The organism is Acinetobacter sp. CE-15 (genome assembly GCF_051059255.1).
In the GTDB taxonomy this organism is placed as follows: domain Bacteria; phylum Pseudomonadota; class Gammaproteobacteria; order Pseudomonadales; family Moraxellaceae; genus Acinetobacter; species Acinetobacter guillouiae.
On the sequence record NZ_CP192737.1, the window covers coordinates 256,642 to 270,013 of the forward strand.

Annotated in this window: 14 protein-coding genes; 8 read left to right on the forward strand and 6 right to left on the reverse strand. The window is 39.1% G+C overall.

The window, feature by feature from the left end; translation table 11 throughout:
* Window positions 1–62: 62 nt before the first annotated feature.
* Window positions 63–1,340, reverse strand: a complete 1,278-nt coding sequence (locus ACQ7EO_RS01175; protein ID WP_434278724.1) for an O-acetylhomoserine aminocarboxypropyltransferase/cysteine synthase family protein — start codon at window positions 1,338–1,340, stop codon at window positions 63–65.
* A 241-nt stretch (window positions 1,341–1,581) separates the two neighbouring features.
* Between ACQ7EO_RS01175 and ACQ7EO_RS01180 the strand changes: the two genes are divergently transcribed.
* The 3 genes from ACQ7EO_RS01180 (at window position 1,582) to ettA (ending at window position 5,940) form a co-directional block, all read left to right on the forward strand.
* The gene (locus tag ACQ7EO_RS01180) at window positions 1,582–3,156 is read left to right on the forward strand and encodes an esterase-like activity of phytase family protein (protein ID WP_434278725.1); all 1,575 of its coding nucleotides are present in this window, start codon (window positions 1,582–1,584) and stop codon (window positions 3,154–3,156) included.
* Window positions 3,157–3,225: 69 nt separating this feature from the next.
* Window positions 3,226–4,098: a hypothetical protein gene (locus tag ACQ7EO_RS01185; RefSeq protein WP_434278726.1), complete on the forward strand. Its 873-nt coding sequence runs from the start codon at window positions 3,226–3,228 to the stop codon at window positions 4,096–4,098.
* 180 nt (window positions 4,099–4,278) lie between these two features.
* Window positions 4,279–5,940, forward strand: a complete 1,662-nt coding sequence (gene ettA, locus ACQ7EO_RS01190; protein WP_434278727.1) for an energy-dependent translational throttle protein EttA — start codon at window positions 4,279–4,281, stop codon at window positions 5,938–5,940.
* Between the two features lie 45 nt (window positions 5,941–5,985).
* Here the strand turns inward: ettA and ACQ7EO_RS01195 are convergent, their stop codons facing one another.
* Together ACQ7EO_RS01195 and hisF are read right to left on the reverse strand one after the other, a co-directional pair.
* On the reverse strand, window positions 5,986–6,288 hold the full coding sequence (locus ACQ7EO_RS01195) for a sel1 repeat family protein (RefSeq protein ID WP_270383349.1): 303 nt from the start codon (window positions 6,286–6,288) through the stop codon (window positions 5,986–5,988).
* Between the two features lie 586 nt (window positions 6,289–6,874).
* Window positions 6,875–7,633, reverse strand: a complete 759-nt coding sequence (gene hisF / locus ACQ7EO_RS01200; RefSeq protein ID WP_004725324.1) for an imidazole glycerol phosphate synthase subunit HisF — start codon at window positions 7,631–7,633, stop codon at window positions 6,875–6,877.
* Between the two features lie 113 nt (window positions 7,634–7,746).
* Between hisF and ACQ7EO_RS01205 the strand changes: the two genes are divergently transcribed.
* From ACQ7EO_RS01205 to ACQ7EO_RS01215, 3 genes are read left to right on the forward strand one after another with little or no spacing between them, the layout of a single operon-like run.
* The gene (locus ACQ7EO_RS01205) at window positions 7,747–8,697 is read left to right on the forward strand and encodes a homoserine kinase (RefSeq protein WP_434278728.1); all 951 of its coding nucleotides are present in this window, start codon (window positions 7,747–7,749) and stop codon (window positions 8,695–8,697) included.
* A gap of 21 nt (window positions 8,698–8,718) precedes the next feature.
* Entirely contained in the window at window positions 8,719–9,357 is a 639-nt protein-coding gene (locus ACQ7EO_RS01210; protein WP_434278729.1) for a DUF1294 domain-containing protein, read from the forward strand.
* 31 nt (window positions 9,358–9,388) lie between these two features.
* Window positions 9,389–9,781, forward strand: coding sequence for a DUF4870 family protein (locus ACQ7EO_RS01215; protein WP_096735313.1), 393 nt, complete (start codon window positions 9,389–9,391; stop codon window positions 9,779–9,781).
* Between the two features lie 83 nt (window positions 9,782–9,864).
* Here ACQ7EO_RS01215 and ACQ7EO_RS01220 read toward each other — a convergent pair whose 3' ends face one another.
* On the reverse strand, window positions 9,865–10,800 hold the full coding sequence (locus tag ACQ7EO_RS01220) for a DMT family transporter (RefSeq protein ID WP_004816588.1): 936 nt from the start codon (window positions 10,798–10,800) through the stop codon (window positions 9,865–9,867).
* Between the two features lie 152 nt (window positions 10,801–10,952).
* Here ACQ7EO_RS01220 and ACQ7EO_RS01225 point away from each other — a divergent pair, with 152 nt between their 5' ends.
* Window positions 10,953–11,246 (forward strand): antibiotic biosynthesis monooxygenase family protein, encoded by a 294-nt coding sequence (locus tag ACQ7EO_RS01225; RefSeq protein ID WP_004725336.1) that lies wholly within the window; start codon window positions 10,953–10,955, stop codon window positions 11,244–11,246.
* A gap of 89 nt (window positions 11,247–11,335) precedes the next feature.
* Here the strand turns inward: ACQ7EO_RS01225 and hisA are convergent, their stop codons facing one another.
* Window positions 11,336–12,067: a 1-(5-phosphoribosyl)-5-[(5-phosphoribosylamino)methylideneamino]imidazole-4-carboxamide isomerase gene (hisA, locus tag ACQ7EO_RS01230; RefSeq protein ID WP_004725338.1), complete on the reverse strand. Its 732-nt coding sequence runs from the start codon at window positions 12,065–12,067 to the stop codon at window positions 11,336–11,338.
* Between the two features lie 77 nt (window positions 12,068–12,144).
* A complete protein-coding gene (locus ACQ7EO_RS01235) occupies window positions 12,145–12,807 on the reverse strand; it encodes a 3'-5' exonuclease (protein ID WP_434278730.1) in 663 nt (220 codons plus the stop codon).
* Between the two features lie 124 nt (window positions 12,808–12,931).
* Between ACQ7EO_RS01235 and ACQ7EO_RS01240 the strand changes: the two genes are divergently transcribed.
* Complete coding sequence (locus ACQ7EO_RS01240; RefSeq protein WP_004725342.1) at window positions 12,932–13,333, forward strand: transcriptional regulator; 402 nt, start codon at window positions 12,932–12,934, stop codon at window positions 13,331–13,333.
* The last annotated feature ends 39 nt before the right edge of the window (window positions 13,334–13,372 follow it).

A 13,372-nucleotide genomic window follows, 5' to 3' on the forward strand; every position in this document is an offset into this window, starting at 1 on the left:
AGCAAAAAGACCTGAATGATTCAGGTCTTTTTATTTGAAAAGTTTAAGATCACAAAAAAAAATTACACTTGAGCGAGTGCTTGTTCTAAGTCTGCAATCAAGTCTTCAATATGTTCAATCCCCACAGATAAGCGCACCATATCAATACTCACGCCTGCTGCTTTTAACTCTGTTTCATTCAGTTGACGATGGGTGGTGGTTGCTGGATGACAGGCTAAACTTTTTGCATCGCCAATATTCACTAGGCGAGTAAACAGCTGTAATGCATCGATAAAACGGGTGCCACCTTCACGACCATCTTCAACACCAAAAGACAGAATTGCAGACGGTTTACCTTTGACGTACTTTTGTGCCAAAGCATGTTGTGGATGATCTTTTAAACCAGCATAGTTGACCCATTTTACTTTTGGATGTGCCTGTAAATATTCAGCAACTTTTTGTGCATTTTCAGTATGGCGTTCCATACGCAAATTGAGTGTTTCTAAGCCTTGTAAAATTAAGAATACGCTGAGCGGGCTGATCGCTGCACCTGTATTTCTTAATGGAACAACACGTGCACGGGCGATATATGCCGCAGCACCTAAAGCTTCTACATAATTTACCCCGTGATAACTTGGATCGGGGGTATTTAAGACTTTGAAGCGCTCGGGATATTTGCCCCAAGGGAATTTACCACTATCGACAATCGCACCACCAATTGAATTACCATGACCGCCAATATACTTGGTCAATGAATGCACCACGATATCTGCACCATGTTCAAAAGGTTTCAGTAGGGCAGGTGTTGCAACGGTATTATCCACAATCACGGGTACACCATATTCGTGTGCGATTTTAGCAATGGCATCTAGGTCAATAATATTACCCAACGGATTGCCAATCGACTCAACGAAAACCAACTTGGTTTTTTCATCAATCAAGCCGCGTAATGCTTCAGGATCTTGGTAATCAAAGAAACGCACTTCAATACCTTGTTTTGGCAAAGTGTGAGCAAATAAATTATATGTTCCACCATAAAGTGTTGAAACCGATGCAATATTGTCACCCGCTTCTGCAATGGTCTGGATAGAATAGGTGATCGCAGACATACCCGAAGCCAATGCTAAAGCACCAATACCGCCTTCAAGTGCGCTCAGACGTTGCTCAAGCACAGCGGTCGTTGGGTTCATGATTCGTGTATAAATATTACCCTGAACTTTAAGGTCAAATAGATCCGCACCATGTTGGGTATTATCAAAAGCATAAGAGGTGGTCTGATAAATTGGAACGGCGACCGCTTTAGTGGTTGCTTCTGGTTCATAGCCTGCATGTATGGCAAGAGTTTCGTCTTTATATGTCATGTTCTTCCGTCAACTTTTTATTAAATTTCAATAGAGTGTAACAAATAAATATATGAAGTAAACAAGGGTTTATATATTTTAAAATCATAAAAACAGATAAAGCCAACAATGCAGCCCGAGATAAATTGAGTTTCAACGAGGAAAAATAGACCGAATATCGCTGAGTTTGTGAGCTGTCATTGTGGTGTCATTTGCTGAAACTAGCATAACAAATTCCATAAATTCAGTTATTAAAAACACAATGAAAAAAGCAGCAATAAATAAACTGACCCGCCATAAAAGCACTTTAACTTTAGTCCTCTGTAGTTTACTAGGTTTGACCGCATGTTCTGATGATGATCAAGATTCAACAACACAGAAGACCTTAACCCAAAATATAACATTGGCATTTGGTGATGAAGCCTGTGTAATGGGGGGAACACGTATGCAGAGCGGTTTAGATCGCAATGGCAATGGCAAACTTGAAGCCAGTGAAATCACTAAAACCGAAAACAGTTGTAAGCCCAATTTGTTTGCACAAGGTGTAGCATTGCCATTTAACGTACTGGGACGTTACTCTGCGAATGGTACGACCATTGATAGCTCGTTTGATATTCGTCAGGGTGGTTTTGGTTCTGATGTTGCTGCACATCCAAGTAATAAAAAGCAATTCTATGCATTGACCGATCGGGGGCCAAATGCAGACTTTACTGATAAATTATATGGCGCTGGTAAGGTTTTCGCCATTCCAAACTATGTGCCGAAAATTGGTTTATTTGAAGTTCAAGACAATGGCACTGTGAAATTAATTAAAACCATCAATTTAAAAGATATTAATGGAAAAGACATCACGGGATTACCCAACACTTCTGCTTTAGGCGGCACAGGGGAAACACCGTATGATGTCAATGGGAAAGTAATTACTGTAGATCCAACCAAGCCTTACGATGTGGTGAATAATCCAATTCGATTGGATGATTATGGCTTGGATAGTGAAGGGCTCACTGCACTTAACGATGGAACGTTCTGGGTCAGCGATGAATATGGACCGCATATTGTGCATTATGATGCCAATGGTAAAGAAATAGGGCGTATCAACCCATTTAAGGCTGATAAACGCAACAATTGGACTTTGCCGAATGAGTTTAGCTATCGCCGTGCCAATCGAGGGATGGAGGGCTTAACCATTAGTCCAGACCAAAAAACTTTGGTTGGGATTATGCAATCGACCATGAGTTTACCAAATAAAAATGTCAATAAATCAACGTTGACGCGTATTGTGACGATTAATCTTGAAACAGGAAAAGTCGCACAATATTTATATCAGCAAGAGATAGCTGAAAATTCAAACTCTGCCATTATTGCCCTCAGTGCAACACAATTTCTGGTTTTAGAACGAGATGGATTGTTTTATAAAGATACGCCCAATGTGATGAAAAATGTCTATCGTATTGATTTAAGCAAAGCCACCAATTTAGAAGATATTCAAACACAAAATGATGTCAAACAAGATGAAAAGCTTGGTTTAACCATTGCGGGCAAGACCTTAGAAGAATACCAATTGGATAAAGGCTGGGACGGTTTAAAAGCATTTAATATTGTTCCAGCACCTAAAACATTGGTACTGGATATGGGGAAAGCGGTTAAATATCCACATGATAAAATGGAAGGTCTGTGGTTGATCAATAGTACGACACTTGGGATTTTAAATGATGACGATATGGGGCTTTGGAATAATGCCAAAGGCATGGAGCCAAAGTATCTGGATGCGGCACGTACACGTATTGATATCAATACCTTATACATCATGGATAAATTGAATTTAAAAGGCCAATAATTGCATAACAACAGCCGCCCAAGAGGCGGCTTTTTCTATAACCATCATTTAAAAATAATAGGTTCCTCAATGAAAAAAATAGCCATTCTCACCGTTCTAACAAGTTTAATCACTACAACTGCTTGGGCTGTACCGCAAGTGACATCGCGTGAATATAAATTGTTGTTACAGCCAGACAAATTTAGCTATGCCAATGAGTCCGCTAACGTAAATAGCTATATGCAACAAGCCAAAACGGTTATTGCACAACAAATTAACCGTACAGTTTCAGGAACGATGATCTTAGACAAGCAACGCCAAATACGTTTTTATGATTCACCCAGCAGTTGCCTACTCAATAATATGGGCTATAGCTTTCGAGAACGGATTGAAAACGGAGCATCTGAAGTGACGCTTAAATTTAGAAGCTATGATCATTATCTGTCTGATTTTTCCGATTTGAGTAGTTCGACTGCGGGAGCCAAAACCAAGCTTGAAGATGATATCACGCAAACAGCAACACAAGGATTTTTGGTGGGTTCTAGTAAATCCACCACAGTGGCAAATACACGGACAATCAATAAGTTTTTAGACATCCATACGCATTTTCCAAAATTTAAAGAAACCTTTGCCATCAGTGATAATCAGCTGTTATCACCTGTAGGTGGACTCACCATTTATGAACGAAGTTATCGTGGGGTCAGCATTGATTTAGGCGAGTTTGATGCAGAGGTAGATATGAGTTTATGGTATACCCAAGCACCCTATGCAGGATTAAAACCTGCTGTAGTTGAAGTCTCGTTTAAGTATCAAGATCCAAATGCAAATTACACCAATAAGGTTGTACAACGTGCTGCCATTAGTTTTTCTGCTTTGAAATCATTGTCAAACTACAATGCACCAAGTTCAACTCAAACCAAGACGCAATTTGTATATCAGTATCAGCCGAATTTTTGTTCGTGATCATGTGTGAGATCGCGATTTGATTACGTTTATCGGTGTGGAAAAATGTTTTCTTGATGCTTTTAAAATATCTCAATCAATTGGACAAATCTGAACAAAAATAGATAAATTCAGCGTATAATTGACGGTATTTATTTATTCGCATTTTGCGAATTTCTATTCATTATAGAGGAGTCCTACGTGGCCCAATATATTTACACGATGAACCGTGTGTCGAAGATGGTTCCGCCTAAGCGCGAAATCCTAAAAGACATCTCTTTATCATTTTTCCCAGGTGCAAAAATTGGTGTACTTGGTTTAAACGGTGCAGGTAAATCTACCCTACTCCGTATTATGGCTGGCGTAGATAAAGATTTCTCAGGTGAAGCTCGTGCGCAACCAGGTATTAAAATCGGTTATCTAGAGCAAGAACCACCATTAGATCTAAATAAAGATGTACGTGGAAACGTTGAAGATGGTTTACGTGAACCATTAGATGCATTGGCACGTTTAGACGAAGTTTTTGCTGAATATGCAGCTGAAGATGCTGACTTTGATGCACTTGCAAAAGAGCAAGAGAAATTAGAAGCAATTATCCATGCTTGGGATGCACACAACCTTAGCAACCAAATGGATCAAGCTGCAGCGGCATTGAATCTTCCAGCATGGGATTCTGACGTAAGCTTACTTTCAGGTGGTGAACGTCGTCGTGTAGCATTGTGTCGTTTGTTATTGTCTAAACCAGATATGTTATTGCTGGACGAACCGACTAACCATTTGGATGCAGAATCTGTATCTTGGTTAGAACGTTTCTTAAAAGACTTTGCTGGTACAATTGTTGCGATTACCCATGACCGTTATTTCTTGGATAACGTTGCAGAGTGGATTCTTGAGCTTGACCGTGGACATGGTATTCCTTACCAAGGTAATTATTCTTCTTGGTTGGAACAAAAGAATGCACGTTTAGAGCAGGAAAATAAACAAGAAGAATCTTTTGCTAAAGCATTGAAAAAAGAATTGGAATGGGTTCGTTCAAATGCTAAAGGTCAGCAAAAGAAAAACAAAGCACGTATGGAGCGCTTTGAGGAGCTTAACTCACGTGAGTTCCAACAACGTAATGAAACCTCTGAAATCTATATTCCACCTGGTCCACGCCTAGGGAATAAGGTTGTAGAAGTTGAAGGCATCAGCAAATCGTTTGATGGCCGTCTACTTTATGAAAACTTATCGTTCACAGTACCACCAACTGCGATTGTTGGTATCGTTGGTCCAAACGGTGCGGGTAAAACCACTTTATTCCGTATGATGACAGGCGAACAGCAACCAGATACCGGTACAGTTGTATTGGGTGAGTCTGTAAAAGTTGCTTATGTTGGTCAGATTCGTGACACTTTAGATAACAATAAAACAGTTTGGGAAGAAGTTTCTGGCGGTTTAGATATCTTAAGAATTGGCGAATACGAGATCGCATCTCGTGCCTATATCGGTCGCTTTAACTTTAAAGGTCAAGATCAGCAAAAACGTGTTGGTGAATTGTCAGGTGGTGAACGTAACCGTTTACAACTTGCGAAGATCCTTCAGATGGGCGCCAACGTAATCTTACTGGATGAGCCATCAAACGACTTGGATATTGAAACTTTACGTGCACTAGAGGATGCAATTCTTGTATTCCCTGGTACTGTCATGGTGGTATCGCATGACCGTTGGTTCCTTGACCGTATTGCTACACATATCTTGTCATTTGAAAATGAACAGCCAGAATTCTACGAAGGTAACTATGCTGAATATGAAGCATATCGTTTAGCGCGTTTGGGTGATGCTGCTGTGCAAAAACGTACCAAATACAAAAAAATTGGTGGTTAATCACTAATTTTGTAGATCAAAAAAACCAGCTTTCGAGCTGGTTTTTTATTGTAAATAAAGCCGATAAAGTTGGTGTTGTGCTTCGAGATGACCTTGATTGGCGGCAAGCAACAACCATTTGTATGCATTCTTTTTATCTGGCGATAGGCCGAGCTGGCCTTGTAGGTAAATCATGCCCAATTTATATTGGGCCGTGCTATATCCTTTAAGTGCTGAATGTAAAAAATACCAAATCGCGTTGCGTTGATATTTTTGGATTTTTTCACTTAACAGCTGATCCAAATCAAGAGGGTCACGCTGGTTAAGCGCCAGATGTTCATAACTGGTTGCACGGTGGTAAGTATGCATTGATTCAGACATTTTAAATGTATGATAGGAACTGGAATAATGATATTTATGGCTGACGATTTGGTTGAGCTTCCGTATTATTTTTATTAAATCCATATTGATTCACGCTTATTTTTATGAAATTACCCTTATAAGATTAAAGCAAATAACCAGAATAAGTAATCCCAATAACCATGATTTTTTTTCATATAAAAGTATTGCTAAACTGATTCGAGATTAATCATTTATTCAATTTTTGATGGCAGTAGGCTTCTTTGAAATTTTTTTAAAACCATAAATCAATAAACAGCCCCCTCACCCTAGCCTTCTCCCAAAAGGAGAAGGGACTTTCAATACCAATATGATTCACTCTAAATGATCGTTTTTTGATTGATGAACTAGTAGGCCTATTGAGTTTAAGGCTTGGTACTTTGTATAAAATGAGCTACGAGGAGCTATTTAAAATCATATAGATTTTTTATCATTTTTATCTTGGTGTTTTAATTCTCGATATTTTAATTTTTGCTATTTGAATCAGGCTAAATCAATTGCATATATAAAAGAATGCCAAAATAACATTCTTCTATATATGTGCGCTCACAATTAATTAAAGACGCATCTCAATCCCTTGTTCAGCAAGGTATTGTTTCGCTTCAGGAATAGAGTATTGACCAAAATGGAATATCGAGGCTGCCAATACAGCATCGGCACCACCTTTTAAAATACCATCTGCTAAATGTTGTAAATTACCCACACCGCCTGATGCAATGGTCGGAATGGTGACACGATCATTGATTTGACGCATTAGACCAATGTCATAACCCGCTTTCGTCCCATCTGCATCCATAGAGGTAACCAACAATTCACCTGCACCGAATTCTGCCATTTTGACCGCCCATTCAATTGCATCTATGCCTGTTGGTTTACGGCCGCCATGGGTGAAAATTTCCCATTTATTTTCACCCGTTCTTTTCGCATCGATTGCCACAACAATACATTGTGCACCAAAGCGCTGAGACGCTTCTTGAACGAACTCAGGATTAAATACCGCAGCAGAGTTGATGCTGACTTTATCTGCGCCTGCATTTAATAACAAACGAATATCTTCAACTTTACGAACACCACCACCGACTGTAAGTGGAACAAACACACTTTCAGCCATACGTTCAACCGTACGGTAAGTGGTATCTCGGCCATTTGATGTTGCGGTAATGTCTAAAAAGGTGATTTCATCTGCACCTTGCTCATTATAACGACGGGCAACTTCTACAGGATCTCCTGCATCACGGATATCCAGAAACTGGACACCTTTCACCACACGACCATTATCTACGTCCAGGCAAGGAATAATACGTTTAGCGAGCATAATTTTTTCCAAAAATAACAGGCGATTATGAAAGTTCGTGACTTAGGTGCTACACCTCGATAGTCGAAGCGGTTATTCTATCAAACTTATGTAAGTTTTTTCGCAGGTTTTCTATGTCGGTTTATACCACTTTGAGTTTAAAAGAAGTTCAGCACTTTGCAGCACCTTATGGATTAGAGGTGGTTGAACTTAAACCAATTCAAGGCGGTGTGCAAAATACCAACTATTTTATCATTTGTGCTGATGGAACACAGTTTGTATTAACATTATTTGAAAATATGGATGCACAAGCAGCAGGGGAGTTAATTCCTGTCTTAGAACACTTGGGGCAACAAGGTTTGGCAGTTCCTGTTCCGTTAAAACATAGCGGTCAGTCGATTCATAGCTTAAAAGATAAGCCTGCACAAATTGCGCCACGGATGTCAGGTAAACATCCGATGCCCTCTACACTCGCTCAAGTTGAGCAAATTGCTGTAGCACAGGCCAAAATGCATGTGGCGTTACAAGACTTCCCATTACAGCGTCAAGTGGCGCGTGATCATGCCTATTGGTATAACGTTGCTCAACAAATTAAACCAACGTTGGATGTGGCTGATAGCGCTTTGCTGAATAACCTTTTAGGTTTATATGAAGCACTGACCATGATGTATCCAAATCGACCTAAAGGTTTTATTCATTCAGATTTGTTCCGTGACAATACTTTGTTTGAAGGCGATGAGTTAAAAGGCATTCTAGATTTTTATGAAATGAATCAAGATGAATTACTTTTTGATATTGCGATTACCTTAAATGACTTTTGCACAGAATATCCGAGTGTTCGCTTGAATGAAGCCAAAGCAACGGCTTTCTTAAATGCATATACTTCGATTCGTCCTTTGACTGAAGATGAAAGAGCTTGTTTAGAGTTATATTTGGCGATGGCTGCAGGTCGCTTTTGGATGATGCGTTTACAAATCGCTCAGATGAATGCCGCTGAAGCACGCACAGGTGATGATATTTTGCAGAAAAATCCGCAAGAAATGCGTAATATGTTGATTGAAAGATTAAAGTTCGTGACTGCTTAATAGTTTTTTGTGGGAAATAAAATGCGTGATCAAGGTCGTTTAGTTGAATGGTTCGATGATAAAGGCTATGGCTTTATTCAACCAAATGATGGTGTAAAAGATCGCGTATTTTTACACATCAAAGATTTTGCACAAAAAGGGCCACGCCCAATCGTGGGCTGTGCCCTTGAATATGTGGTCCAATTAGATGGTCAAGGGCGTTATAAAGCAAAACAAGTCACGTATTTAAAAGCCACACAAATGGCGAAAGTGACAAGCCAGCAAGCGGCTAAAGCCAAGCAGTTGCATGCAACAAAGCAGGCTAAATTACAGCCGATGCAAACTCTGTGCGCTGTTTATATTATTGCTTTGGCAATCTTGACCATAAGCGGTTTGCTCAATGGCATGTTTATTCTTTTTGTCAGTATTATCAATGTGATGACCTATTGGTTTTATGCACAAGATAAAGAAGCCGCGCAGAGCAATCAGCGTCGTGTTCCTGAAAATACCCTGCATATTTTAGCTTTTTTAGGTGGTTGGCCTGCAGCTTGGTTAGCACAGCAACGCTTACGACATAAAACACAAAAACAACCCTTTAAAAAGATTTATTTGTGTACCATATTCTTTAATATTTTATTGATTTTATGGTTAATTTCGCCTTTGAATATGTTTAAGATTTAAACGGGCGTTAGCAAATTTAAAAGGGCTTACAATGAATAATTATGTTGATCCAAATAATAGTAAATCTCTGACTTTAATTTTATATATCCTTTATATTGTTGCAATTTTTTCTGCGGGAATTCTTGCAATCATTGCATTGATTATCAATTATGTAAAATTGAATTCAGTCCGTGGTACGATTTTCGAAAGTCATTTTAGATGGCAAATTCGCACTTTTTGGTGGTATTTAGTCTGGACGGTAGTTGCATTTATTCCGTTTATTTTTCTATTTTTCACCATGGATAATGTCAATGCCTTTGCGGGTGTTGCCGTGGGTGCTACGATTTTTTGTGCTGCCACTTTATTTATTTCTTGGATATGGATTGTCTATCGCGCCATTCGAGGCATTATTGCGCTGAATGATGATCAAGCCTTACCAATATAACTGAATCAATAATGCTTGATGGATCTTGTTGCCGAGCAATACAGCTTGATCAAAGCGTAATTTTAGTGAAAACAGCGTTCTGATTAAGAACGCTGTTTTTCTATCTCAACTGAGTTTTCTTTAAGCTGCCGTGTGTATAAAAATTTGGGTCTCCATTCACTGATGATCACCCCCAATACCACAAGTAAACCGCCAAAAAGAGCCAGCAATGGCAAGCGCTCACCTGCAATTCTGCCAAATAAAGCCGCCCAAACTGGTTCGCCAGCATAAATCACGGCCGCTTGAGAAGGATCGACAGAGCGTTGTGCCCAATTCATCGTCAATTGTAATAAAGCACTGGTTAAGCCCAGTCCAACTGCAAGCATCACCAATTGCCATGAAAAGGGTGGAATATGCAGCTCACCGACAAAAGGCATACTGGCAAATGAAATCAATGAAGCAAAGGCAAGCTGAATCACCGTTACACGCTGAATATTGACCTTCCCTGCAAAGTGCCCGATGAGAATAATCTCCATAGCAATTGCAAACGAACCAACCAATGTAACGATTTGCCCCGTATTTAAATCAATGTGATGAAAACCATTTCCTGTCAAAAAAATTAAACCGATAAACGCCAGTAAAACACCGAGCCAAGTCATGATATGTGGTCTTTTGCGAAAAATCACCCAGATAAGAATCGGTACAAGGGGGACATATAATGCTGTTAAAAAGGCAGACTCACTGCTGCTGATGGTTTGCATACCGACAGTTTGCGAGCCATACCCTGCGGCAATCATACCGCCAATCAGTGCACCAGCGATGAGTTCTTTTAAATTGATACCTTTTAGATATTTATAAGACAGTAATCCAACAGCAATAGTCGCTGCAGCAAAACGACAACCGACAAAAAACATAGGAGAACTATAGTTTAGGGCATAATGTACAATGACAAATGTACCACCCCAAATCATGGTCATCAGAATCAGTGCAATTTGAGGCGTTCTAGACTTTAAAAATAAAGCGAGGGGAGAGGAAGACATAAAATAAAGTAATGTAGAAGAGCAGGGCTATTTTACGCGAAAGCGCAGTATTGTGCAGATGTTAAGCTGAGTAATCGGGTATTTAAATCACTCAATTGTCATGCAGTCGTGCTAGCATATTGAATTAAAATTTTGATAAAGAGAAATAAATCATGGTGATCGAACAGGCTTTATTTCATATTGTTGATGGTCAACAAATGGCTTTTGAAAAGAAATTTTATGAATTATCAGACACCTTCCGGAATGCCCAAGGTTGTGAAAAATTTAAATTGATTCGTGGTATAGAAGACAATCAAAAATACATACTACAAATTCACTGGATTGATCTTAAAACCCATACAGATGTTTTTATGAAAACAGATGAATTTAAACAGTGGTTTACGGCAATGAAGCCCTTTTTAGCAAGTAAAATTGAAATGCAACATTTTGAAAATACGTTGGTTTAAATCTGGATGTAGTGATTTAAATACCTTGTTTAACGCATAAAAAAGAGAACATCTCGGTTCTCTTTTTTAATCCAATCTAGGCTGGGAACTTAAAAGCCTTGTTCATCCAATAACAGCTGTGCTTCACGTAGGTTTAATGTGCCTTCGTAAATTGCACGGCCTGTGATCGCACCTAAAATACCCGGTTTACCTTTTAAATTACGCACATCATCCAGATTGGTTACACCGCCTGAGGCGATCACTGGAAGACCTGAGTATTGTGCGAGATTTACTGTCTGTTCAACATTGACACCCTGCATCATACCGTCACGTGCGATATCGGTATAAACAATACTCGATACACCGGCATCTGCAAAACGTTTTGCAAGATCAGTGGCTTTTACATCAGTGACATTTGCCCAGCCATCAGTTGCAACCATACCATTGATCGCATCAATACCGACAATAATGTGTCCCGCAAACTTCTTACAGGCTTCTTCAACAAATTCAGGATTTTGAACGGCTTTGGTCCCGATGATGACAAAAGAAACGCCCGCATCTAAATAATGTTCGATTGTTTCCAAAGAGCGAATACCACCGCCAATTTGGATTGGCAGTTCAGGCTGTGCTTTTGCAATTGCTTCAACGACAGGTTTATGAATTGGTGTTCCAGCAAAAGCCCCATTCAAATCAACCAAATGCAAACGACGAGCGCCTTCATTTACCCAATGCTGTGCTGTTGCAACAGGATCATCAGAAAATACGGTATCGTCTTCCATACGACCTTGTTTTAAACGAACACATTTACCATCTTTCAGGTCAATTGCCGGGATGATCAGCATGCTTTCGCTCCTTGCTTAATCTCAATGAAGAATTTATTGATCTTCATCTTAGCAAAAACTTGATCAATTTCTAAGTGTCAGTTTAGGCTTTTATTGGCGCGAATGCTCAATTTAAGCTGAGTATGTGCAATCGTGTCAGGTATTAAGTCTAAATCCAGTAAGGCTTCGAAAATTAAGAGTGCGGCATAGGCATCGGCTGCTGCATATTCAATTTGTGGCGTTGTGAGGATTTTACGTGCCCAATTTGAGGTGCTAATTGATTTACTTTTAGGGAAATTGACTTGAAATAGCAATGCCATGGCATTTTTAATCCCTAAAGGATTATTGAAGCCAAAACTCGAAAAGCATTTTGAAAGTTCGATGGCACTGTTGAGTTGCATGCCTTTTTTACGAAATAAATGTGCATCATTTTTTAAGCCAAAACCGACTTTAATCTGATCAGGGTTTTCAAAAAAGGGCGCTAGAAAAGCCAAAATATCTGCTGAAACTTGAAATAAATAGGCTTTTTCAAATGTCGCCAATTGAATAAGATGTGGGCCAGTTTGTATTTCACCTTTGTTAAAGGTAGGTTTTGACTCGGTATCGAAACCAAAAATGTGCGCCGTTTTTAATTCTGCTTCAATTGCTTGGCATTGTTGTAAGCTATTAATCACAACAATGTTACTCAAAGGCAAATTTTGAAAACGGGGAAAGCTCTGAATTTGTTCTTTACTAGGAAGCTGCTGAGTTTGAATATTCACAAATTTAAGCTCACAAATTTTAGTCGACCAGTTTAAGCATTAAAAATATTAACCATATTGTGTTATAACAAACTTTGAATAAAAGATGATAGTTTTGTGGGTCAAAAACACAGGAATAAATTGTATGGTTGAAAAAGATGATGATCTTTTTATAGAAGGCGCCAAGCGTTTAAAGCAATTAATTCAGGATAAAAATATAAAAGCCAGTGATATTGTTAACGTACTCGAAACTTCAAAAGGAACCATGACCAAATGGTTGCAAAACTCAACACCGTCGAGTGCGCAAAGCTTAATTGAATTGGCGCGTTTAGTTGGGATGACTGAACGCTGGAATATGGAATCTAAACAGCAAGATAAAGCAGATCTGGTGACCAAAGCATATGCTGAGTCTGAATTGGATTTAAGCCATGTGACCATGGAACAATTGATTAACGAAATTAAAGACCGTTATGCAGCTTTAAATTTAAAGGCAGATATTAAAATTAGTGTTGAGCCATTAGAAGGTGGTTTTGTCACCAAAGAGTAAAATAACCACCTTATAAAAATAGGGTGGTTATTTCGGCTG